We start from the raw sequence: 22,606 nt of genomic DNA, 5'->3' as shown, positions 1-22,606 counted from the left end.
CCCCTTAAAATTGGTTAAGTGCCCGCTTAACAACAGCCTTTCTTACTGCAACACCATTTTTCATTTGTTTAAATATTCTTGATTTCTTACATTCAACAAGTTCACTTGCAAGTTCAACACCACGATTTACTGGTGCAGGGTGTAAAATAATCGCACTTTCCTTCATATTCTTCTCTCTATCAACCGTTAAGCCAAACTGCTTGTGATAGCTCTCTTTCGTAAATTCCATCTTTCCATCATGACGCTCGTGCTGAATTCGAAGAAGCATAACAACATCAGCTTTTGGTAATTCATCGTCTAGGTTTACATATTGATAAGATTGTTCGTACCCTGCCATCCATTCTTTAGGTCCAGCTATTTTGACAGTTGCGCCTAATCTAGTTAAAACATCCGCATTCGACCGCGCTACTCGGCTATGACGTAAGTCTCCAGCTATAATAATATTTAGTCCAGAGAATGTGGAAAATTCTTGTTGGATCGTTAATAAGTCAAGTAAGGATTGCGTTGGGTGATGGCCACTTCCATCTCCCCCATTGATGATTGGAATCGAGATCTGTTCACGAATATGCTGGTAATAGTCGTTTTCAGGATGTCGAATGACTAGAGCATTCGCTCCGATTGCTTCAAAAGTTTTCACCGTATCTAGTAACGACTCTCCCTTTTGGACACTTGAACTTTCTTCTGAGAAAGACAACACATGAAGACCTAATGATTTTTCAGCGACTTCGAAGCTATAACGAGTTCTTGTACTTGGCTCAAAGAAAAGATTTGCGATAAATAATTCTTTATTAGAGCGCCACTCTTTTCCTTTTGCAAACTGTGCTGCCTCATCAAGAATATTGGCAATTTCGACTGTTGACATCGTTTCTAAAGTAAGTAGTTCTCCTCTAATCGCTTGTTGATCTGTCATTGTCACCATAATATCCGCCTCCTCTTAAGTATGTATGTGTTACACAGTTATAAAAAATACCCTTCGAGAGGGCTCAAAGGGTATACGGAAGCTGAGATGGTAGACCAACTCATTCAACCAACCCCCTTTGAAGTCTCTCTGTACCTCGATTAAAGGGAACTATTCTTATTCTGATTCAAACATAGCTTTCTTACCGTAACTAACTTCTTTCTCTGGTAATACGATGTGTAAAATAATTCCAATGATTGTAGCTAGTGCCATTCCTGCAATCTCTATATTATCTCTCACTTGAATGAATGCTCCGCCAATTCCAATTACTAAGATGACTGAAGAAATAATCAAGTTACGTTTTAATCCAATGTTGATTTCATTATCAATTAACATTCGCAGTCCTGATGAAGCGATAACCCCAAATAAGAGAATGGAAACACCACCCATGACTGCTGTTGGTATAGTAGAAATAAGTGCGGCAAATTTCCCTACAAACGAGAAGGCTACTGCTAACACAGCTGCTCCCGCAATAACAAACACACTAAAAACGCGAGTGATTGCAAGAACACCAATATTTTCTCCATAGGTTGTATTTGGTGGACCGCCCAAGAACGAAGCAATGACTGTTGCTACCCCGTCCCCTAAAATCGAGCGATGTAAACCTGGTTTCTTAATAAAGTCTTTGCCAACTACTTTACTTAAAACCATTTGGTCACCGATATGTTCAGCAATTGTTACAACTGCAATAGGAACCATAATAAAGGCGATTTCCCAGGAAAATGCTGGAATATACGTTACAAAAGGAACCAATACATCTGGTGCTGCAAACCAACTTGCATCACGTACAGGCTGAAAGTCTACGAGTCCAAAGAATAATGCTGATAAATACCCTCCAATAATCCCAAACATAATAGGAACTAGACTAAAAAAGCCTTTAAAAAACATTGATGCTAATACGGTAATAGTTAAAGTAATAAGAGCAACGATAAAATGTGTAGTTGAGTATTCACCTGAAACTGGTTCATTCATCGCCATATCTATTGCTACCCCAGCTAAACCTAACCCAATAACCATAATCACTGGACCCACGACAATTGGTGGCAGAAAACGCATAATGGAATTGACACCATAAGCTTTAATAACTAGTGCAATTAATCCGTAAACAAGACCAGCTAAGAAACTACCGACCATGGCTCCCTCAGGTCCATTTAATGTTGATGCTGCAATGATGGGCGCGATGAAAGCAAATGATGAGCCTAAGTAGGCTGGAACTTGCCCCCGAGTCACAAGGAGATATGCTAACGTTCCTAATCCACTTGAAAGTAGGGCAACTGCAGGGCTTAATCCTACTAAATATGGAACTAGAATCGTTGCTCCAAACATTGCAAACAAATGCTGTAAACTTAATACAATCCACTTATCAATTCTTGGCACTTCTCGGATGCCGACTTCTTTTGTGTTTGATGCCATAAAAGATTCCCCCTAAAACTTAGACAAAAACCTCTTTGTTTTTATACAAAGAGGTTCAAAATCCCATTCACGCAATTGGTGAATTGGTCTGACCCTCTTAATAGCCTCACAGGACTAATTTAAAGAGGTAATTTATTGTTTTGTTCGATCGTCACTTCATCCGATGAGTCTACCTCACTTAAGTTAGCAACGATTTTCTCACTCTTGGATGTGGGGACGTTTTTCCCTACATAATCAGGTCGTATTGGTAATTCACGGTGTCCACGATCAATTAGTACAGCTAATTGAATTTGCTCTGGTCTGCCGATATCAATTAATGCATCAAGTGCTGCACGAACGGTTCTTCCTGTATACAGTACATCATCAACTAAGATAACTTTTCGGTTGCTAATATCAACAGGAATGTCTGTCCCTTGAAGAATCGGTTCTTCCGTACGAGTTTTCACTGTTAAATCGTCTCGGTATAAAGTAATGTCAATTTCTCCTACTGGAATTTTCTCACCTTCGATTGTTTCAATCCGTTCTGCTAATCGCTTTGCTAGATAGATTCCACGTGTTTTAATACCAACAAGGATACAATTTTCAATACCTTTATTGTGCTCAATTATTTCATGTGCAATACGAGTCGTTGCTCTCCTTATTGCTTGATCATCTAAGATCACTCTTGACATATGCTCACCTCCATAATTGCCTTAGAAACGAAAAAACTCTCATGCCGTATTTTGACATGAGAGGATTGTACATAAGTGTAGATACAGAGGTAGTATACCTGTTTCTACATTTCCGTTTCCTTCTCAGCCTCACGGGACTAAGTTAAAGGACTATTAAATTCTTTTATAATTATGCCTTAGAATTATATAGATGTCAACAACTTTTACTTGCTGCGGAGTTGTTGTAATAGTTTTTCCATATCTTCTGGTAGTGGCGCTTCAAAAACCATTTCTTTTCCTGTTGAAGGATGGTCAAATCCAAGAACAGCAGCATGAAGTGCTTGGCCGTCAATATCAAGTGGTTTCTTCTTAGGACCATATTTAGGATCACCAGCTAATGGATAACCGATATACTTCATATGCACGCGAATTTGATGTGTTCTTCCTGTTTCTAATTCACATTGAACATATGTGTACTTATCAAATGTTTCAAGTACAGTAAAATGAGTAACGGCATCACGGCTGTTTTCCTCTGTAACCGTCATACTTTGACGATCTTTTTTGTCGCGACCAATCGGTGCATCTACCGTTCCATGTTGGTGTGGAATGATACCATGAACGATTGCTTTATACAGTCGGCGAGTTGTTTTTGCTTTTAATTGTTCAACAAGCGATTCATGAGCTTTGTCATTTTTCGCTACCATAATTAAACCAGAAGTGTCCTTATCAATACGGTGAACAATTCCAGGTCTTATTACACCATTAATTCCAGATAAATCTTGACAATGATGCATTAAAGCATTTACTAACGTACCAGAGTAATGACCAGGAGCTGGATGCACAACCATTCCTCTTGGCTTATTTATAACGATGACGTCGGCATCTTCATATACAACATCAAGAGGAATATTTTCTGCTTCAACTTGAAGTTCTTCTGCTTCCGGTATGAAAAGCGTTATCACATCACCTTCACTTACCTTATAATTGCTTTTTACTTTCTCATTATTCACTTTTATATGTTCATCTTTTATCCAAATCTGGACTTGTGTTCTGGACCAAGCGTTATCCATCATTGTTAAAAATTTATCTAAGCGTTCAGTCGCTTGCTCCTCTGTCACTGTCCAAGTATATTGTTCCATTAGTTACTCTCCTTTTTCTGACGTTCATCTATTATCATTTTTACAAATAAAAGCCCCACTCCAATACATAAAGCGGCATCAGCCACATTAAAAATGGCAAAATTATAACCAAAAATATATGTATCAATAAAATCCACTACTTCTCCACGGAAAAGCCGATCAATAAAATTCCCTACTGCTCCCCCAAGGACTAGGGCTAACGAGAGTCCAAATAAACGACTGTTTTTAGCTTCTTTTTGCATATAATAAATGATTCCAATAATTACAATAGTTGTAATTATATAAAAAAACCACATTTGCCCTTGAAGGATTCCAAAAGCTGCCCCTTTATTTCGATGAGATGTAAAATATAGAACTTGTTCAATAATCGTTATTCTTTCCCCAATGGCCATTTGTCTATCAACAATCCATTTTGTTATTTGATCGAATATCAAAACAACAAGTGCAATAAGATAATACTTCAACATAATCCCCCGTTCTGTCCACGTCTTTCCATACGATAAGCATTATAGCACAAAAAGAGGGGGATGACCCCCTACTTTCCGTTCAAGTATTGATCATAGTGGACATTACGCTGGAAGACAACATCTTCATCGCCTGTGTAACCGTCAATCCCTGTTGATAAAAACCCCTCAATCTCTTCAACGTATCCGATAAGTTCACCATTTTCATCAAGCGAAGAATCTTCAAACGTCATAGAATTTTCATTAAACTGCGCAACTGATTGATAAGAATCCTCTGCGTCAAATTCCGTCTCATGATCATCTTGATCAAAATTATATTTTTCAAAACCATCTAAAACATCTTCTTCAGGTGGCCTGTCATCAGTGATCCGATTATCGACTGCTTCGACGACCGCTCTAGCAGCTGGATTAGCTTCAAGTCGTTCATAAGGGATTACTTTACCAGTTACCTCACAAATTCCAAATGTACCCGTATTAAATTTTGAGAGTGCATGCTCAATTTCTTCATGCTCTCTCTCAAGCTGCTCTAACAGTGCAAAATCCTTTTCTCTCTCGTATAAGTCTGTAGCTGTGTCAGCTGGATGATTATCGTATTGTGACAACTCTCCAGTTGAAAACGATAAAGTTCTTGATTGCTCTTCTTGAAAATGCTCCTTAATTCGTTTCTCTACTTGAGCTTTTCTTTGAACTAATTGCTGTTTTATTTTTGTATAATCTGCCATTTTCATCTCCCCCATAACAAATCGCGCTTCGTGTGGGCGCTCATTATTATTGTGACCAACAGATGGAGATATAGCCAACACAACATTTGTCAAAGACAAAGAAGAGGCTGTCTCAAAGCCTCGTGAGACAACCTCTTTTAGATTAATTTTTCACATAATACTTTTTCACTGTTTCAGCACATGAAGAACAAAGTCCCGAATGCTCTTGGTCATTTCCAACTGTTTCTGAAACAACCCAACAACGTTCACACGTGTCGCCTTTTGCTTGCTCGACGACAATCGCTAATTGTTCAAATACAACTGCATCAGTAGGTGCCTCATTTACTTCTCCTGCTAATGAAACACCAGAAACAATAAATAATTTTTCAAGCTGGGAAATATCTTTTAATAACGCTCTTACTTCTCCACTTGTATATAAAGTAATCGCTGCTGTTAACGATTTTCCGATTTTCTTTTCGTTTCTTGCCTGTTCCAGTGCTTTTAACACGTCATCTCGCACAGACATGAAATGATTCCACTTTGCCTTTAACGCTTCAACATCACCAAATGATGTCACAGCTGGCATATCAGTAAGCTGAACACTCTCTTCACTTACTGCCGGAATGTGCTCCCACACTTCATCTGCCGTATGACTTAAGATTGGTGATACAAGCTTCGTTAAACTGATAAGCACTTCATACATAACCGTTTGAATAGCTCTACGTGATGGGTGATCAGCGTGCTCGATATATAGAGTATCTTTAGCTAAATCCATATAGAATGAACTTAATTCAATTGTACAGAAATTATGAATTGTGTGATATACGGTTGAGAATTGATATTGATCATACGCTTGCTCAACCTTTTCGATAACTTCATTTAGTTTAACAAGCATAAATAGGTCAACGTCTTTTAAGTCTTTTACATAGTTAGTAGCTGGGTCAAAATCATGTAAATTACCTAACAAAAAGCGGAACGTATTACGAATTTTGCGGTAAGATTCAGACACCTGCTTTAAGATCTTATCTGAGACACGAACATCGGCTTGGTAATCAACTGATGCTACCCACAACCTTAAAATATCCGCTCCTAATTGCTTCATAACATCATTCGGAATAACGACATTCCCAATGGATTTACTCATCTTTCGCCCTTCTCCATCAAGTGCAAAACCATGACTTAAAACACCTTTGTATGGTGCTTTTCCTGTGATTGCAACACTTGTAGAAAGAGAAGAGTTAAACCAACCACGATATTGGTCAGAACCTTCAAGATATAGGTCAGCAGGACGCTCTAGTTCGTCACGCTCTTCCAATACAGCTTGATGAGAAGAACCTGAGTCAAACCAAACATCCATAATATCCATCTCACGTGTGAATGTGCCATTAGGACTATGTTCAGATGTGAATCCTTCAGGTAGTAATTGATCTGTGTCCCACTCAAACCAAATATTAGATCCATGTTCACGGAACAAGTTCGATACATGATTAATTGTTTCATCTGTAATAATTGGCTCTCCGTTTTCTCCATAAAATACTGGAATTGGAACCCCCCAAGCACGTTGACGAGAAATACACCAATCGCCACGGTCACGGACCATGTTAAATAATCGAGTTTCTCCCCATTTTGGCATCCACTCAACTTCTTCAATGGCTTTTAATAAATCATTTCGGAAATTTTCAATAGATGCAAACCACTGAGCAGTCGCACGATAAATGACTGGTTTCTTTGTGCGCCAGTCATGGGCATATGAATGAGTAATAAACGTTAACTTTAATAACGCACCTAACTCATCAAGCTTTTCTGTAATAGGTTTATTTGCCGCATCATAAAAGAGTCCTTCAAAACCAGGGGCTTCTTCTGTCATATTTCCTTTATCATCGACAGGGCATAAGACATCTAATCCGTACTTTTGTCCAACAATGAAATCCTCTTCCCCGTGACCTGGTGCTGTATGAACACAACCTGTTCCTGCATCTAGTGTTACATGCTCTCCACACATTACTAATGAATCGCGGTCATAAATCGGGTGCTCTGCTTTCACATATTCAAGTTCCGAACCTTTTAATGTCTTTACTACTTCAACATTTTCCCATTCAAACTCTTTTTGAAGCGATTCAAGAAGACCAGCAGCAACAACATATTTCTTTTCACCAACCGCCACGACATTATAGTCAAGCTCTGGATGAACTGAAATACCTAGGTTTGCTGGAATTGTCCATGGTGTTGTTGTCCAGATGATAATAGACTCATCTCCAGTTAGTACACCATTTCCTTCTTTTACTTTAAATGCTACATAAATAGAAGGAGAACGTTTATCTTGATACTCAATTTCTGCTTCTGCTAATGCAGACTCAGAAGATGGAGACCAATATACAGGCTTTTTCCCTTTATAAATATGACCTTTCTTAGCCATTTCTCCAAATACTTTAATTTGTTGAGCCTCATATGCTTTGTCGAGTGTTACATATGGATTCCACCAATCCCCACGAACACCTAAACGAATAAATTGTTCACGTTGACGATCAATTTGTTTCCTTGCATATTCTTCACAGAGTTTACGGAATTCAGCAACACTCATTGACTTACGGTTTACTTTTCCGCTCTTTGTAAGTGCTGTTTCAATCGGTAATCCATGAGTATCCCAACCAGGAACATATGGAGCATGGTAACCACTCATTGATTTATAACGAACAATGATATCTTTTAAAATTTTATTTAACGCATGTCCCATATGGATGTCACCATTTGCATATGGTGGGCCATCATGCAATACAAATAATGGACGACCTTCAGTTCTTTCTTGGACCTTTTTATAAATATCCATTTCATCCCATTTTTCTTGTCTTTCCGGTTCCCGATTTGGCAAATTTCCTCGCATCGGAAATTCTGTTTTTGGCATCAATAGCGTATCTTTGTAATCCATTGACTTTCCTCCTAAATTCAAACTATGAAATTGTTAGACAATACAAAAAACTCCTCATCCCAAAAGGGACGAGAAGTTAACCCGTGGTACCACCCTGTTAGAAAGTATAACTTTCCACTCTTATATTCGTAACGGGAATCACTCGTTGCATCCTACTTTTTACATTTCAGTGCAAAACTCAAGGGTGATTTTCCAATGTGAACGTGTTCAGGCTCCCACCATCCCTGAATCGCTAAGCACGTCTAACACAATGTACTCGTCCCTTTCATTGTCTTTTTCAACATTCATTTAATGATTACCATTATATGATAGCCTTTTGATAAGTGCAAGGTTCTAGTAAGAAAAGCCGTGTATGCGGTCTCTTCAACTAGAATTACGTACGCTCTGCATACAGTTCTTCTTTTTCTGTAACCTCGTTCCAATCGTCAGACTGTAGCATTTCAAGTTGAGCTTCAATTAGCATTTTAAATCTCATCTTGTAAACCGATGCTTGTTTTTTTAATTCCTCCATGTCCATCATCACTTTTCTTGACTTAGCAAGAGAGTCATTTATAATTCGATCGGCATTCTTTTCTGCCTCTTTTACAATAAGTTGCGCCTCTTTTTGAGCACTTCGCCTAACTTCTTCTGCTGCTTCCTGGGCTACTAAAATTGATTTATTAAGCGTTTCTTCAATATTTTTAAAATGGTCCAATTTCTCATCAAGATCTGTAACTCGTTCAAATAGTTCCTTCTTTTCACGAAGAACCGCCTCGTAGTCTTTAATTACTTGATCTAAAAATTCATTTACTTCATCTTCATCATATCCGCGAAACCCTCTAGTAAATTCTTTATTATGGATGTCCAAAGGGGTTAAAGGCATGTCAGCCACCTCCATGTTGTTAACAATAATTTAGTAAAAATGAACCTTATAAAAAATGAGTGCATTTTCCTGTTCGGTCTTTATCTACATTCATTCGACACAAAGGTCAAAATTCCTGCATTTTTTTCAGATAAATTTCTTATTGCTTTCGACCATAGCGTAATCGGTATTTTTCTTTCTTCGTCATACCATCAATTCCGATTACTTTTGATCTTCCAAACCCTCGGACAGATATGTAGTCGCCCACTTCTAATGTAAAATCAACACGATCCACTACTTTCCAATTAACTTTCACCAAACCTTTTTCTATAAACGGAGTCACTTTAGATCGTGATAGCTTGTACATCTTTGCTAAAATAACATCAAGTCTCATAGAAGAAGCAGTTGTTACTTCTTCTGTCCATTCATTCTTAGGTATAATGTGCTCAGTTAGTGGAATTCGATTCAACCGTACCGTTGCTTTTCCTACTTTTTGAATATTCATCTCAACATACTCTGAGATCTCTGTTGCTACAATTATTTGAGAAATTCCATCTTCATTTATAAGAATATCACCAAATTTTTCGCGCTTAATCCCAACATTCATAAAAGCCCCTAAAATATCGCGGTGTTCTATTGTAACAAATTTAGTTGGATAATCAATCGAAAAAAGCGTAAGCTGAAAGTCCTCTTCCAATGTTTCCAAATATGGAGGAGTCAAACGCAGCCGACATCGCTCTGCATAACGAGAGCCTCCCGAAAAGGAGAGGCTCACATCTTCATCATGTCCTATTATAGTCCGGACAATTTCTTGCTGTCTTGGATCAAGAAAGTCCGTTAATCGATCAAAATGTTTAAACTTTACGTCTTCCTGCCATTCCAATACTTGATCTACGAAAGGACGCTCCTCCTCACGAAAGTGCTGATAAATACTAATGGCTGTTCACTCCTAACTGTTAAATACCGAAAAGGGCACGAACACCACCACTCGCTAAACGAAGGACAATAATCGCTACGATCGGGGATAAGTCAATCATCCCTAGTGGCGGAACAAACTTTCTAAATGGTTCTAAATACGGCTCAACAATACGCCCAACAAACTGACCGAGCGAGGACTCACGAGCGTTCGGGAACCATGACATAAGAATATAGCCAATAATAAAGAAAGAATAAATATATAATGCTTGATAAAGTAATAATCCAATTGTTTGCAAAACATTCACCACCTTCTATCTACAACTATTCAAAATGCTCCTGCATCATTTCTGTAATTGTTCCTGAAACATCAACGTTATCAGGTGTACATAAAAAGATATTTGAGCCTACCTTTTGAATGTCCCCCCCAATAGCATACACTGTTCCACTTAAAAAATCGACTACTCGTTTTGCCTGATCATGTGAAATTCGCTGTAAGTTAATGATCACAGCTTTGCGATTTTTCAGATGATCTGCAATTTCTTGCGCTTCATCATACGTACGCGGCTCAAGAAGGATCATTTTCGCTCCCTTTTGAACGCTTTGTAAACTAACGACATTTTGGGGGTTAGCTACTCCTGTGGGTTGCTTGTTTTGTTGACTCCGGGTTCGACGTTTCGGTTCACTTTCTTCATCACTGTAACGTTCATCTACGAACTCCTCAACTTCTTCATATTCATCCTCTAATTCAAAAAAACGCTTAAATTTTGATTTCATCCCCATTTTTAATTAATTCTCCTCTCCATAATTTACTCTTTGCCGACAAGTGCTGAACCGATTCGAATGAACGTCGCTCCTTCTTCAATGGCAACGGTAAAATCATTAGACATCCCCATTGACAGCTCCTTACACGGAGCATGGTCAAGCTCCAATGATTGTACTTCATCACGGATGTTTCTCAGTTTTCTAAAAATAGGTCTTGTTAATTCTGGATCATCATAAAAAGGTGCCATCGTCATTAGACCCACTACTTTAATATGCTTATATGGCTCTAAATCTTTGATAAATGGTATGACTTCCTCTGGTGATAGTCCTGATTTCGATTCTTCGCCAGATACATTAACTTGCACAAAACATTTCATGACTTGTCCATCTTCTAACCTCTTGTCGACTTCCTTAGCAAGAGAAAGACGATCTAAAGAATGGAGATATTCATATTTCCCAATGATTTGTTTTACTTTCCTAGTTTGTAATGAGCCAATAAAATGCCAAACTCCTCGATCTCCAAGTTCTTCCCATTTTCGGGAAGCACCTTCTGTTCGGTTTTCACCGATATGTATCAATCCTGCATCCAGCGCTTTGGCTGTCGTTTCTATACTTACGTACTTCGTAACAGCTACAATTTGAACCGAAGAAATATCTCGATCGCAGCGATTACATACATCGTTGATCTGTTCTTGCAAGTTACTTAACCTTTCTTTTACAGACATCGTGATCAATCACCATCCACTCTTATTCCGATATAGCTCATTAATCTACCTGTTTTCCCACCATCTGCACGATGTGAGAACATTCTTTTATCTGAAGCTGTACAAATGGAAGATAAAAGGATTTGATTTTGTTTAATTCCAGCTTGTATCATTAATTGCTTATTTACTTCTCTTAAATCAAGAAGATATTTGTTGTTCTCTAAAGTTGTATAAGGTTTAAACTGTAAATCCTTTGGCCATACCTTCTCCACTTCTGTTATTACTTTTTGATCAACCTCATAAGCAGTTTTACTTATACAAGGACCGATGGCAACCTGTATATCGTTAACTGGAATCCCTTCATCAATGTGCCATTTTTCAATCATCACTGACGCAATATTTTGAACGGTACCGCGCCACCCAGCATGAGCAAGACCTACTATCTCATAATTAGGTGAAAAAAAGTATAGTGGAACACAATCAGCATATAAACTTGTCAACAAAACGTTCTTCTCGCATGTATAAATTCCATCCGTCATCTGAATGGCTGATTCCAGACTTTCACTCCCGCGACCAACATCGCCTTCTGTAATTTTTTTTACAGTTGCTTCATGTACCTGCTCAGTACCCACCCACCGAGAAACGGGGATACCCAAGTCCTCTGCTAAGAGGTGACGGTTGTGTTTTACTGTTAGAGGATCGTCACCAACATGAAACCCTAAATTCAAACTTGAAAATGGAGATTGACTCTCTCCTCCATTTCTTGTAGAAAAGCCAACAATGAGGTGAAGAAAAGCTTGTTGCCAACGTTCAATGGTTACAAATCTTTCACTACTCTGAACAAACGGTTCCATTGCAATCTCTCCTCTCCCCAATTTTTAAGGGGAGGCACAGCCTTCCCTTAAAAAAGGAAAAATTATCATAGTTATATTTTAGCATATGAATACACATACAAGAAACGACTTTCTTCTTCAATCAACGCTTTCTCATTGTCGAAGGATGCTCACGATTATGTGTAGGCCTCCCATAAGTACTAGGTACTTCAACTAAGATAACATCGGAACCAATTCGGATAATATTTTTCCAAGGTATTACAATTTCTTCTGTTTCCTTTCCAAACAAACCCATCATCTTACCAGAACTATTAATCACCAAAGCCTCTATTGCACCTGTAGAAAGATTTATTTCTAAATCTGATAAATGACCTAAGCGTTTTCCATTATCCATATTAACAATATCTTTTACTTGTAGCTCTGATATTTTCATCATGTGCGGCACCTCTTTTCATAGTAGTCTGTCTTCTACTATATGCGGGGTTATATATGGTTTATGAACAATTCCAAATACGCAACCAACGTAAAAAAAGGATGGTCCCTCTTCCCCATTTATCATATATTCCGTTCTTGAAGGCTTGTCCTACTAGATCGGAAACAATAATAGTAATGGGAAAGGAAGGAGTCATCCTTTGGTTGTTAAATTTGAGCGTGTTTATTCATTTGTTGAATGGCAGCTTTTTCTAAGCGTGAAACCTGCGCTTGAGAGATTCCAATTTCATCTGCTACTTCCATTTGGGTTTTCCCTTGGAAAAAGCGCATATTCAAAATCATCTTTTCTCGATCGTTCAATCTAACCATTGCTTCTTTTAAAGCAATTTCTTCTACCCAATTGACATCTTTGTTCCGTTCGTCAGAGATTTGATCCATGACGAAAATCGGATCTCCACCATCATTATAAATTGGTTCAAACAAAGAAACTGGATCTTGAATCGCATCTAACGCAAAAACAACATCCTCTTTCGGTACATCTAATACCTTAGCAATTTCTTGGACAGTTGGCTCTTTTTCACGCTTCTTTTCTGACATGATTTGATCACGAACCTGTAGCGCTTTATAGGCGATATCTCGCAAAGATCGAGAGACACGGATCGGATTGTTATCACGCAGGTAGCGACGAATTTCACCTATGATCATAGGAACCGCGTATGTAGAGAACTTAACGTTTTGGCTTAAATCAAAATTATCAATTGATTTCATTAAACCAATACAACCTACTTGAAAAAGGTCGTCAACGTATTCTCCGCGATTGTTAAAACGTTGGATCACACTTAGTACTAAACGCAAATTTCCATTAACTAATGTTTCACGTGCACTGGTCTCACCATTTTGCAATCGCTGAAATAACTCTCGCATTTCAGTGTTCTTTAGAACAGGTAACTTCGAGGTATCTACACCGCAAATCTCAACTTTATTTCGTGTCAATTCTTTCCCTCCTATACGCGGGAGATGATGTCTAAGAAAAGTATCTCCTCAGAAGGAAAAAATATGCACGAGTGATGTCGAATAAAAACATTTGACATCGCTCGTGCACGTCATGACAACAAAAAATAAACAAAAATTTATTTTTTGCTGATTTGTACATAAAAGTTGGAAAATTAGGTGGGATTGGAATGGGGAAATTTATTAAAGTTGTAGTGATTAGGGATGGTTGCTCTGCTGCGATGGCTCCTCTCGCCGTGCGCCTAAAGGAGAAAACCGCTCCTTTAGGCTTAAAGCACAACGGCGGCTTACTCTCATCGCTTCGAGTTTATCAAAACAGGGAAAACCGCCCTGTTTCTTTTTACCAGTGCGAACATGTTTGCGATGGCTCCGCTCGTTGCACGCCTTTTAGGAGAAGCCCACTCCTAAAAGGCTTAACACATCGCAACGGCTACTCTCATCGCTTCGAGTTTATCAAAACAGGGAAAACCGCCTTTTTTCTTTTTACCAGTGCGAACATGTCTGCGATGGCTCCGCTCGTTGCACGCCTTTTAGGAGAAGCCCACTCCTAAAAGGCTTAACACATCGCAACGGCTACTCTCATCGCTTCGAGTTTATCAAAACAGGGAAAACCGCCCTGTTTTGATAAACTCTATACCATCTTATTAAATTCTTTCTGTAGTCTTTTAATTATTCTTTTTTCTAATCGGGAAATGTAGGATTGCGAAATTCCTAGCATGTCGGCTACGTCTTTTTGTGTTTTTTCTTCATCACCAGCTAGTCCGAACCTTAGTTCCATAATTTGTTTTTCACGGTCATTTAACGTATGCAAAGCTTTGACCAAAAGTCTTCTATCTACTTTTTCTTCAATTCCCCTTGTGATAATGTCCTCCTCTGTACCTAATACATCTGAAAGCAGAAGTTCATTACCATCCCAATCAATGTTTAACGGTTCATCAAAAGATACTTCAGAGCGTGTTTTATTGTTTCTACGTAAATACATTAAGATTTCATTCTCAATACATCTTGATGCATATGTTGCTAGTTTAATTTTCTTTTCTGGATTAAAGGTATTTACAGCTTTAATTAATCCAATTGTTCCGATACTGATTAAGTCTTCAATATTAATTCCCGTGTTCTCAAACTTCCGAGCAATATACACGACTAAACGTAGATTGCGTTCAATGAGCATTGAGCGTACAGCCTTGTCACCAGAAGGTAGTTTTTTCAAAAGGACTGCTTCTTCTTCTTTTGAAAGAGGTGGTGGTAAGGCTTCACTTCCACCTATGTAATAAATTTCATCAGCTTTCATTCCAAGGCGATACATTAATTTGTACCACAATAAGGTTAGTTTTAGCTTTAGCATGTTGTGTGCCTCCTAATTACTTGATTATGCTAGCTTATCAGTGGAAACACCGAGTACTAACTTTGGATGAACGATACAATTAAATACCCCATCAGGAGATAACTCCTTTTCTTGTAATCCTAGCAATACATTAGTTGTTTCAAACTGTTCTTCTTGAAGAAAAATCTTAATCTTATCTGGTCTCAGTCCCGTTATAAAAGGCTGCGATTGACCAATTACTCTGTACGGAATAATACAAGCACGTTCTAGTAAACTCTGCTCTCCTCCCTCATGTGCATGTTCGTGAAAGTGTACGATATGATTGACTGATTGTTCCGAAAAGAAGGGGTACAACAGTTTGGCCTCAATAATCATCACTGGTTTCTTTGTTAACGGGTCAGTCAATTGGTTTCCACTATCAATAAGTCCTTTTGTTCTAAACGTGTAGCCAGCTATCGTTATGTCTACATCTACAATTTGATCATATTGGACACGCTTCATTTCAATCGTCTCAAAACGATGCTTTGAAAAATACCAAATTAACGGAAACCCAATAAGAACAAATAACCAGCTTATTCCACTACCAAAATAACCGGAATTCACTTGAACCATTCCATCTAAAACATCAATTTCGGTATGCCAGAAATAGTGTAAGGCAAATAACCCTCCTCCTGTCATAAATGCAACAAAATAAAACATTAGCAAACCCTGCAAAAAGTATTGCAACCTCCTATATCCAAATGCAATGAATACAATAACTGCCGAATAAAGAAACTTCATCCAAGGCTCGTTAAATAATGATGCAATCGGACTGAACATCAAAAAAACAATTAGAGATGCGAATAGTGCTGCTAGGATCATTCGAATGTGATGGAACTGTCGCTTTAACACTAATGCCGTTAAAGCAATTAATAAATAGTCAATACAAAGATTCAGTAGCCAAATCACATCAATATATAAGGTCATATTCATCCTCACATCCATTGATTTGAAACAAGTATATTACACATTCTATTAAGAAGTCTGTCGCTTCATGACAAGCACAAGGGAGTTATTTTAGGAGATTTTTTGTATTATTGTCATCTTTTAAGTTGAGGAAATAATTGATTGATTTACGGCAATTTTCATGCAAAAAAAGCATCTGCTCTGTGCATAGAGCAGATGCTTTAGGTTCTGATTATCTATTTCTGTTTCTACGATTACGCAAGAATGTTGGAATATCCAACGTTTCTGTTGGTTCTTGTGGGGCTTGACTTTGCTGTGCAAACCGTGACTCTTTTTGCTCCTCTTGTACAGGTGCTTGGTTGGTTTGTCCTTTTGACATTTTTGGTGACATCGGACGAGGTTGTCCATTGTTCTCAACATCGTCAAAACCTGTTGCGATAACTGTTACAACAATTTCATCTTTTAAGTTTTCATTAATTACAGAACCAAAAATCATGTTTACTTCTTGATCAGAAGCAGCTGAGACTATTTCTGCAGCTTCATGAACTTCATACAATGATAGGTTCGAACCACCAGTAATGTTCATTAGTACACCTTGTGCACCATCAACTGATGTTTCAAGTAATGGACTTGATATTGCTTTTTTCGCTGCTTCACTTGCACGATTTTCACCAGTAGCAATTCCAATTCCCATTAAAGCTGAACCTTTCTCACTCATAATCGTTTTCACATCAGCGAAGTCTAAGTTGATTAGACCCGGTACAGCGATCAGATCCGAAATACCTTGTACACCTTGACGTAAAACATTATCTGCTTCTCTAAATGCTTCAAGCATCGGTGTGTTTTTATCAACAATTTCTAATAATCGATCATTCGGTATTACAATTAATGTATCAACTTTTTCTTTAAGAGCTTGTATACCAGATGCTGCATGATTTGAGCGCTTGCGACCTTCAAATGTAAACGGTCTAGTGACAACTCCAACTGTAAGTGCTCCTAATTCTTTAGCAACTTCAGCGATAACTGGTGCTGCTCCTGTACCTGTTCCACCACCCATTCCAGCAGTGATGAATACCATATCGGCTCCTTGTAGTACTTCTTCAAGCTGCTCTCGACTTTCTTCTGCTGCTTTTTTTCCGATATCTGGATTAGCTCCAGCACCTAAACCACGCGTGAGCTTCCCGCCAAGCTGCAGCTTTGCTTCTGCTTTTGATAGGTGTAATGCTTGTGCATCAGTATTCACAGCAATAAATTCGACACCTTGTAATCCATTCTCTATCATACGGTTAACGGCATTGCTACCGCCGCCGCCAACACCTATAACTTTAATTTGTGCTAATTGATCCATATCCATTTCAAACTCTAACATGTAAGGTCCCCCTAATCAGACTGTATCCCGTTCATTTATCTATTCAAAAAAAACTTTAAACCAGTTCTTCATTTTACCTTTTGACTTTGTCTTTTCTTTCTTTGGTGCTGCTTGCGCTTCATTACGTTCTCGTTTCGGTTCGTCATATGCTTCAGCTTCCATCACAGAAGCAGCTACTTCTTTTCCTTGAACCTTTGCATTTTTATATGCAAATTGGATGAGACCAACACCTGTTGTATATTGAGGTTCACGCACCCCTAAATAATCTGGGACAGCCACACGAACATTAGCTTGTAAAAGTTCACTTGCTAACTCTAATACACCAGGTATCATAACTGTACCGCCAGTTAATACGTAACCGCTTGGAAAATCACGATAACCTAAACGAGTCAATTCACGGAAGATTAATTCAAACATTTCTTCAACTCTCGGCTCAATAATATGTGCAAGTTCAAATTGCGAAAACTCTTCAGAATCTGAACGACCAATCGTTGTAATATCAAAGCGCTCTTCCTTTGAAGCATCATCGATATAGGCATGTCCATGTTTTGTTTTAATTCGTTCAGCTTCTTCTGACGAAATGCGAAGACCAACGGCTATATCGTTTGTAATATGATCTCCACCAATTGGAAGTACGGTTGTATTTTGCAATGTACCTTGTTCAAAAATAGAGATAGTAATAGAGCCACCACCAATATCAATTAAACAAACTCCCAAACTTTTTTCATCTTTGGAAATAGCAACAGAACTTGTAGCCAAAGGTTGTAAACATACTTCAGCAACTTGTAGACCTGCGCGTTCAACACAGCGAAGCAGATTATGTAAAACCGTTTTCGATCCTGTAATAATCATACCTTCCATTTCAAGCCTAACACCTATCATACCACGTGGATCATTAATTTCATCGAGACCATCTACAATAAACTGCTTAGGTATGACATCAATAATCTCACGTTCAGGCGGGATTGAGAGTACTTGAGATGCATCTATCACACGAGTGATATCTTCATCACCAATTTCTCTATCCGGACTAGATACAGCTACTACTCCATGACATGGTTGTAATTGAATATGATTGCCATTAACCCCAACTACCACTTGTTTGATTGAAAGTCCGACCATTCGCTCAGCTTGGTCTACTGCTCTGCGTATAGATTGAACTGTTTCATCAATATCAACAATTGAGCCTTTTTTTATCCCTTCAGAGTTTGCTTTGCCAACTCCAATAATATTCATCGTTCCATTTGACATTTCACCAATGATCACTCTGACATTGGATGTACCGATGTCTAAACTTACGTATATCTCGTTGCTGTTCAATCTATGGCACCTCCTCGTGTAATCAACCGCGTCAATTTAAGTTTAACAATAAGTATACCTTTTTAGAATTAGCGATTTTAACATATATTCATAGATTATAGACTAATTCAACACTCGATACTATTATCCTTTTATTAAACGCCGTTTTTCTAATTTTTTTCTGTTTTTTCACGTATTTTCATAAGTTTCCTATTATCTTCGTTATTTTTGGTGATTTGCCTGCCATTTTGAAAGCAGCATCCGACGTATCACTGCAATATTATTAAATAGACGAACACCAAAAGCAAAGATCGCTGCTAGGTATAAGTCTACACCAAGATGAACACCTAGAAAAGCTAAACCTGCAGCTAAAAGAATATTAAAGAAAAAACCTGATAAAAATACATTTGAATCAAAAGTATTTTGTAAAAAAGCCCGAATTCCACCAAACAATGTATCTAAAGCTGCCAATAATGCTATGGACAAATAGCTTGAATACTCAGCCGGCACACGAAATTCAGTCATTAATCCTAATAAAACCCCAATAATTAATCCAACTATCGGTAACCACATCGATTACCCCTCCTTTACTTCTTCCATATAGCGAACTCGTCTTGTCTGATCATATGCTGGTATTTCCACTTCTTCGGCTTTCTCGATCGTTAAAGAAAACCCTCTGATCTCCAAGTATTCAATCGAAGCTGATACGACCATATGATTGTGAAGACTCTCCGACTTATCTGAAAGAACTTTCACCTGCAATGGAAGAGGTGGTAATCGGCGGTTATTTAAATAGGTTATTTCATTCACATCTCTAAAAGCAGAAGTAGCAATAATTCGCTCTGTCCCGACTGCAATCTCTTCCGCTCCATAAATGTTTAATTCATTTACGAGATAACGCAGTACCTCAGAAGGAGGAGATCGCTTTGCTTGTCCAACAAATTGATCGTTATAAAGCGAATCAATTGTAATAATAATCCCCTCGCCACGTGTTTCCTCAAGTCCCGCTTCCATTCTCAGATCTTCAATCTGCTGAGAAAGAACTTCTGTGACATCTTCTTCTCTGTTATCCATAGATCTTTCATACTGTAACAAAAGGGCTTGTGCCTTATCAATTTCACTATTTAGCTGCTGCCTTCGCTCTTGTTCTGTTAGTAATTCTCTCCTGAGTTCACGAATATCTCTTGTATCTCGAATAACGGGCTCTTGCGTTGTTTGAAATTGAATTGCCAACATTAATCCGATGATAAAGGTTACTATAGTAAAAATCCACTTTATATTATTCATCTTTTCACCCTCTTTCAGACAAATACGGTTCTAGTGTGAGGGTGTTTTTCTTTTGAATTCTTACTGTAACCTCGTCATTTACAAGCTGCTGTTGGACTCCACCTGGCAATGTTAAAGCTGACTCAAGATGATCAGAATCGCCAATAGCAGTGATCACAAAAGGAGCTGACGACGTATTGCCATCCACTCGAATGACCGGCCCCGTACATTGAATATAGGACTGATGCGATAACCTAAATCCATTTATAGCCACCGCCTCTGCTCCTGCAACAAAAAGCTCATGAACAACTCGTTGAATATGAAACTCGTGGACAATATAATCATTTGGATTCGCGCCATCAGGTAGATAATCAGAATCTTCAAGTGCTATTTCAATACCCGGCCCTTGTACTGGTACTTGACCGACTAGTTTTCGCAGCCTTTCTATATCTTCAAGTAAATTCTTTGCTTTTACTTCTTGTTCTTCGTCCAATGAAGCAAGATTGTTTTCAAGCTCTCTGATTTCAGCCTGATATAATCGTAAATCCTCTTGCAACTTGCGATTTGTCGTTTGTTCCATAATTACTTGGTTTCTAAGTTCATCTTCAATTTCCCATTGTCTTTCGAAACCTGGTAAAAGTGTCGAACTCCTTTCGCTCGTTATCTCATAACTTAATGCTAAGATAAATCCAGTTACAAGCAAGACGAAGGATAGAATAATATGTTTACCCTTCACCTTCACTATCTGTCTCCTCCTCCGTAATAAATTCCTCAAAATAAGGACTCATTCTTAAGTGAAGAATCCCTTGTTTTTCTCGATCAATTTCCTTAACGATTGAAGGATAAGGAGCTAAATACTCCGAAAGATTTCGAATGGACGTATGCACCTCAATGCCATCAGTCATAAATAATACGATAGAAAGGGGATCGTTGTCTGTTGGTTTATATACAATTTCCGATATTCTCTCAATTAATTGACTGGGGACTTTTTGCAGTTCTGCAGAAAGCTCCGCTAATTGCTCCCCTTGAGAGAATTCGAGTAGCAATGGGGCATCAGATGGAAATTCTTGCCGAGGCAATTCATCTAAATATTGTCCCGTCTCTAGAATAGGAAAGTATTTATCTTCTTGGAAAAGATAACCAATTCTAGAATATTCTTCAACAGTAATCTTCACTGTACCTGGCAGCTTTCTCTCAATCTGTACATCACGAATGACAACATGTTGGGTCATTCGTTCAATAACTGCTTCACTTTCAAGGTTCCATATGCTTGTCCCTGTTGTTATCTGACTGAGCTTTGTCAGTTCCTCATCTGAAACAAAGTGATTTCCTTCAACAACGATATTTCTAACATGACTTAGCGGCGATTGAAAATAGACCATTAGCAATAAGAGTAAGAAAAAGAAAGATAAAAAAAACAGCAAACGTCGATTAGCACGTTGCTTCCGCTGCTCTTTCAGCGATGGAATTCGTTCATTAATAGTAACTACCTTTTCCTTGCTCATACCTTCTCCTCCGCCCATATGTCGACGATCATAAACTAAATCTTTTTTCTCTTTTTATTCCTTGCCTTATCCCTAGTACTCCCCTAGAAAAGGCCCCTTTCACTTCCCTTATAGGATTGTGAAAGGAGTAGTGACAATTAATCCTCTTATTTGTTTAATTGTAACATATTTACTAATGAAAATAATCTAATTTACTCGTTTTCTTTTGGGCGTCCAATCATTTCTACTTCCGTTTCAATTTCAATATTATGCTTTGATTTTATCGTCTCTTTAACATGGTTAATTAGATTAATAACATCTTCTGCTTTTGCACCATCAATATTCACTATAAAATTTGCATGCATAGTAGAAATTTGAGCACCACCAATTTGAAACCCTTTTAAGCCAGATTCTTCTATTAATTGTCCGGCATAATTAGGGAGCGGATTTCGAAAGACACTTCCACAAGTAGGATGTTTCCAAGGTTGGGATTCACGGCGATAATCCTTGTTTGCTTGCATGTGTTTAACTATCTCCTCTTTTTCTCCTTTTTCTAATTGGAAAACAGCCTCAACACATATCCCGCTTTCATGTTGAAGACGAGACGTCCTATAAGAAAAACCCATGTCTTTTCCTTTTACCCACTCTAGTCTTCCATCGGGAAAAAGAATGAGAGCTTCTTTTAAGATGTTTGAAATATCGGACCCGTGTGCTCCTGCATTCATAAACACGGCACCACCGATAGATCCTGGTATGCCACCAGCAAACTCTAGGCCCGAGAGCCCTTCACGACTTATAATTGTAGCAAGCTTAATAAGAGGATAACCACCTCCTACTTTAATTGTTTCACCATCAATTTCAAGATTATCCATTCCTTTTCCGAGCTTTATGACAACACCTTCAATCCCACCATCAGCCACTAATAAGTTCGACCCCCTTCCAATAACTCTCCAGGGAACTTTATAAATAGTAATTAATTCCATTAGGCGTTTTAAACTTTCAAGGCTATCAGGTTCAACCAACACATCAGCCGGACCACCGATCTTCCAAGTTGTATGATTTGAAAGAGGTTCTCTTTCCTTTACAACTCCAATATTCTCTTTTTGAATTGCTTCTATAAATTGCTTCATATTATGTTCCCTCTTTTCATGCTACAAGAAGTTAAAA

Annotated in this window: 25 protein-coding genes and 1 other annotated feature; of the genes, 1 reads left to right on the top strand and 24 read right to left on the bottom strand. The window is 38.2% G+C overall.

Going from position 1 to position 22,606, the window contains the following annotated elements; translation table 11 throughout:
• Positions 1 to 4 precede the first annotated feature (4 nt).
• The 15 genes from MF646_RS04605 to sigG form a co-directional block, all read right to left on the bottom strand.
• Complete coding sequence (locus MF646_RS04605; RefSeq protein ID WP_250095335.1) at positions 5 to 910, bottom strand: aspartate carbamoyltransferase catalytic subunit; 906 nt, start codon at positions 908 to 910, stop codon at positions 5 to 7.
• A 165-nt stretch (positions 911 to 1,075) separates the two neighbouring features.
• Positions 1,076 to 2,371: a solute carrier family 23 protein gene (locus tag MF646_RS04600; protein WP_250095310.1), complete on the bottom strand. Its 1,296-nt coding sequence runs from the start codon at positions 2,369 to 2,371 to the stop codon at positions 1,076 to 1,078.
• 119 nt (positions 2,372 to 2,490) lie between these two features.
• Entirely contained in the window at positions 2,491 to 3,042 is a 552-nt protein-coding gene (gene pyrR / locus MF646_RS04595; RefSeq protein ID WP_250095309.1) for a bifunctional pyr operon transcriptional regulator/uracil phosphoribosyltransferase PyrR, read from the bottom strand.
• Positions 3,043 to 3,245: 203 nt separating this feature from the next.
• Entirely contained in the window at positions 3,246 to 4,160 is a 915-nt protein-coding gene (locus MF646_RS04590; protein WP_250095308.1) for an RluA family pseudouridine synthase, read from the bottom strand.
• A complete protein-coding gene (gene lspA / locus MF646_RS04585) occupies positions 4,160 to 4,624 on the bottom strand; it encodes a signal peptidase II (RefSeq protein WP_250095307.1) in 465 nt (154 codons plus the stop codon). The genes MF646_RS04590 and lspA overlap by 1 nt, the downstream gene beginning before the upstream one ends.
• Positions 4,625 to 4,695: 71 nt before the next feature.
• Positions 4,696 to 5,346: a TraR/DksA C4-type zinc finger protein gene (locus MF646_RS04580; RefSeq protein ID WP_250095306.1), complete on the bottom strand. Its 651-nt coding sequence runs from the start codon at positions 5,344 to 5,346 to the stop codon at positions 4,696 to 4,698.
• Positions 5,347 to 5,488: 142 nt separating this feature from the next.
• Positions 5,489 to 8,251, bottom strand: coding sequence for an isoleucine--tRNA ligase (gene ileS, locus MF646_RS04575; protein WP_250095305.1), 2,763 nt, complete (start codon positions 8,249 to 8,251; stop codon positions 5,489 to 5,491).
• 61 nt (positions 8,252 to 8,312) lie between these two features.
• Positions 8,313 to 8,529: a binding site (T-box leader), on the bottom strand.
• Positions 8,530 to 8,624: 95 nt separating this feature from the next.
• Positions 8,625 to 9,113 (bottom strand): DivIVA domain-containing protein, encoded by a 489-nt coding sequence (locus tag MF646_RS04570; RefSeq protein ID WP_250095304.1) that lies wholly within the window; start codon positions 9,111 to 9,113, stop codon positions 8,625 to 8,627.
• A gap of 139 nt (positions 9,114 to 9,252) precedes the next feature.
• Complete coding sequence (locus tag MF646_RS04565; RefSeq protein ID WP_250095334.1) at positions 9,253 to 10,029, bottom strand: YlmH family RNA-binding protein; 777 nt, start codon at positions 10,027 to 10,029, stop codon at positions 9,253 to 9,255.
• 19 nt (positions 10,030 to 10,048) lie between these two features.
• A complete protein-coding gene (locus tag MF646_RS04560) occupies positions 10,049 to 10,306 on the bottom strand; it encodes a YggT family protein (protein WP_250095303.1) in 258 nt (85 codons plus the stop codon).
• 25 nt (positions 10,307 to 10,331) lie between these two features.
• Complete coding sequence (locus tag MF646_RS04555; protein ID WP_250095302.1) at positions 10,332 to 10,790, bottom strand: cell division protein SepF; 459 nt, start codon at positions 10,788 to 10,790, stop codon at positions 10,332 to 10,334.
• A gap of 26 nt (positions 10,791 to 10,816) precedes the next feature.
• Entirely contained in the window at positions 10,817 to 11,497 is a 681-nt protein-coding gene (locus MF646_RS04550) for a YggS family pyridoxal phosphate-dependent enzyme (RefSeq protein WP_250095301.1), read from the bottom strand.
• Between the two features lie 5 nt (positions 11,498 to 11,502).
• Positions 11,503 to 12,330, bottom strand: coding sequence for a peptidoglycan editing factor PgeF (gene pgeF, locus MF646_RS04545; protein WP_250095300.1), 828 nt, complete (start codon positions 12,328 to 12,330; stop codon positions 11,503 to 11,505).
• 121 nt (positions 12,331 to 12,451) lie between these two features.
• Complete coding sequence (locus MF646_RS04540) at positions 12,452 to 12,745, bottom strand: YlmC/YmxH family sporulation protein (RefSeq protein WP_250095299.1); 294 nt, start codon at positions 12,743 to 12,745, stop codon at positions 12,452 to 12,454.
• A gap of 203 nt (positions 12,746 to 12,948) precedes the next feature.
• Positions 12,949 to 13,734 (bottom strand): RNA polymerase sporulation sigma factor SigG, encoded by a 786-nt coding sequence (gene sigG / locus MF646_RS04535; RefSeq protein ID WP_034633586.1) that lies wholly within the window; start codon positions 13,732 to 13,734, stop codon positions 12,949 to 12,951.
• Between the two features lie 188 nt (positions 13,735 to 13,922).
• On the opposite strand from sigG, the gene MF646_RS04530 reads away from it, so the two are divergent.
• On the top strand, positions 13,923 to 14,303 hold the full coding sequence (locus MF646_RS04530; protein WP_250095298.1) for a hypothetical protein: 381 nt from the start codon (positions 13,923 to 13,925) through the stop codon (positions 14,301 to 14,303).
• 80 nt (positions 14,304 to 14,383) lie between these two features.
• Here the strand turns inward: MF646_RS04530 and sigE are convergent, their stop codons facing one another.
• From sigE to murB, 9 genes are all read right to left on the bottom strand, one after another.
• The gene (sigE, locus tag MF646_RS04525; RefSeq protein ID WP_035662472.1) at positions 14,384 to 15,097 is read right to left on the bottom strand and encodes an RNA polymerase sporulation sigma factor SigE; all 714 of its coding nucleotides are present in this window, start codon (positions 15,095 to 15,097) and stop codon (positions 14,384 to 14,386) included.
• Between the two features lie 24 nt (positions 15,098 to 15,121).
• Positions 15,122 to 16,042: a sigma-E processing peptidase SpoIIGA gene (spoIIGA, locus tag MF646_RS04520; RefSeq protein ID WP_250095297.1), complete on the bottom strand. Its 921-nt coding sequence runs from the start codon at positions 16,040 to 16,042 to the stop codon at positions 15,122 to 15,124.
• Positions 16,043 to 16,253: 211 nt separating this feature from the next.
• The gene (ftsZ, locus tag MF646_RS04515; protein WP_250095296.1) at positions 16,254 to 17,390 is read right to left on the bottom strand and encodes a cell division protein FtsZ; all 1,137 of its coding nucleotides are present in this window, start codon (positions 17,388 to 17,390) and stop codon (positions 16,254 to 16,256) included.
• A gap of 39 nt (positions 17,391 to 17,429) precedes the next feature.
• Positions 17,430 to 18,710, bottom strand: a complete 1,281-nt coding sequence (gene ftsA / locus MF646_RS04510) for a cell division protein FtsA (protein WP_250095295.1) — start codon at positions 18,708 to 18,710, stop codon at positions 17,430 to 17,432.
• A gap of 201 nt (positions 18,711 to 18,911) precedes the next feature.
• Positions 18,912 to 19,262 carry a small basic family protein gene (locus MF646_RS04505; protein WP_250095294.1) on the bottom strand — a complete coding sequence of 117 codons (351 nt, stop codon included), beginning with the start codon at positions 19,260 to 19,262 and terminating at the stop codon, positions 18,912 to 18,914.
• A gap of 3 nt (positions 19,263 to 19,265) precedes the next feature.
• Entirely contained in the window at positions 19,266 to 19,976 is a 711-nt protein-coding gene (locus MF646_RS04500) for a DUF881 domain-containing protein (protein ID WP_250095293.1), read from the bottom strand.
• 4 nt (positions 19,977 to 19,980) lie between these two features.
• On the bottom strand, positions 19,981 to 20,697 hold the full coding sequence (locus MF646_RS04495; RefSeq protein ID WP_250095292.1) for a DUF881 domain-containing protein: 717 nt from the start codon (positions 20,695 to 20,697) through the stop codon (positions 19,981 to 19,983).
• On the bottom strand, positions 20,681 to 21,460 hold the full coding sequence (locus MF646_RS04490; RefSeq protein ID WP_250095291.1) for a cell division protein FtsQ/DivIB: 780 nt from the start codon (positions 21,458 to 21,460) through the stop codon (positions 20,681 to 20,683). Before MF646_RS04490 ends, MF646_RS04495 begins: the two co-directional genes overlap by 17 nt.
• 191 nt (positions 21,461 to 21,651) lie before the next feature.
• Positions 21,652 to 22,569 carry a UDP-N-acetylmuramate dehydrogenase gene (gene murB / locus MF646_RS04485; protein WP_250095290.1) on the bottom strand — a complete coding sequence of 306 codons (918 nt, stop codon included), beginning with the start codon at positions 22,567 to 22,569 and terminating at the stop codon, positions 21,652 to 21,654.
• Positions 22,570 to 22,606 lie beyond the last annotated feature (37 nt).

Origin of the sequence: Halalkalibacter alkaliphilus (genome assembly GCF_023555415.1) — a bacterium.
Classification (GTDB): Bacteria; Bacillota; Bacilli; order Bacillales; family Bacillaceae_D; genus Halalkalibacter; species Halalkalibacter alkaliphilus.
The sequence above is the reverse complement of the archived record's forward strand: the minus strand, read 5'-3'. Positions and strand labels throughout refer to the sequence as shown.

What these genes read in the sequence shown, in the direction of transcription:
- MF646_RS04605 (WP_250095335.1), bottom strand. Translation starts at nt 910, where the DNA reads ATGACAGATCAACAAGCGATTAGAGGAGAACTACTTACTTTAGAAACG.
- MF646_RS04600 (WP_250095310.1), bottom strand. Translation starts at nt 2,371, where the DNA reads ATGGCATCAAACACAAAAGAAGTCGGCATCCGAGAAGTGCCAAGAATT.
- pyrR (WP_250095309.1), bottom strand. Translation starts at nt 3,042, where the DNA reads ATGTCAAGAGTGATCTTAGATGATCAAGCAATAAGGAGAGCAACGACT.
- MF646_RS04590 (WP_250095308.1), bottom strand. Translation starts at nt 4,160, where the DNA reads ATGGAACAATATACTTGGACAGTGACAGAGGAGCAAGCGACTGAACGC.
- MF646_RS04580 (WP_250095306.1), bottom strand. Translation starts at nt 5,346, where the DNA reads ATGGCAGATTATACAAAAATAAAACAGCAATTAGTTCAAAGAAAAGCT.
- ileS (WP_250095305.1), bottom strand. Translation starts at nt 8,251, where the DNA reads ATGGATTACAAAGATACGCTATTGATGCCAAAAACAGAATTTCCGATG.
- MF646_RS04570 (WP_250095304.1), bottom strand. Translation starts at nt 9,113, where the DNA reads ATGCCTTTAACCCCTTTGGACATCCATAATAAAGAATTTACTAGAGGG.
- MF646_RS04555 (WP_250095302.1), bottom strand. Translation starts at nt 10,790, where the DNA reads ATGGGGATGAAATCAAAATTTAAGCGTTTTTTTGAATTAGAGGATGAA.
- MF646_RS04550 (WP_250095301.1), bottom strand. Translation starts at nt 11,497, where the DNA reads ATGTCTGTAAAAGAAAGGTTAAGTAACTTGCAAGAACAGATCAACGAT.
- pgeF (WP_250095300.1), bottom strand. Translation starts at nt 12,330, where the DNA reads ATGGAACCGTTTGTTCAGAGTAGTGAAAGATTTGTAACCATTGAACGT.
- MF646_RS04540 (WP_250095299.1), bottom strand. Translation starts at nt 12,745, where the DNA reads ATGATGAAAATATCAGAGCTACAAGTAAAAGATATTGTTAATATGGAT.
- MF646_RS04530 (WP_250095298.1), top strand. Translation starts at nt 13,923, where the DNA reads ATGGGGAAATTTATTAAAGTTGTAGTGATTAGGGATGGTTGCTCTGCT.
- sigE (WP_035662472.1), bottom strand. Translation starts at nt 15,097, where the DNA reads ATGCTAAAGCTAAAACTAACCTTATTGTGGTACAAATTAATGTATCGC.
- spoIIGA (WP_250095297.1), bottom strand. Translation starts at nt 16,042, where the DNA reads ATGACCTTATATATTGATGTGATTTGGCTACTGAATCTTTGTATTGAC.
- ftsZ (WP_250095296.1), bottom strand. Translation starts at nt 17,390, where the DNA reads ATGTTAGAGTTTGAAATGGATATGGATCAATTAGCACAAATTAAAGTT.
- MF646_RS04505 (WP_250095294.1), bottom strand. Translation starts at nt 19,262, where the DNA reads ATGTGGTTACCGATAGTTGGATTAATTATTGGGGTTTTATTAGGATTA.
- MF646_RS04500 (WP_250095293.1), bottom strand. Translation starts at nt 19,976, where the DNA reads ATGAATAATATAAAGTGGATTTTTACTATAGTAACCTTTATCATCGGA.
- MF646_RS04490 (WP_250095291.1), bottom strand. Translation starts at nt 21,460, where the DNA reads ATGAGCAAGGAAAAGGTAGTTACTATTAATGAACGAATTCCATCGCTG.
- murB (WP_250095290.1), bottom strand. Translation starts at nt 22,569, where the DNA reads ATGAAGCAATTTATAGAAGCAATTCAAAAAGAGAATATTGGAGTTGTA.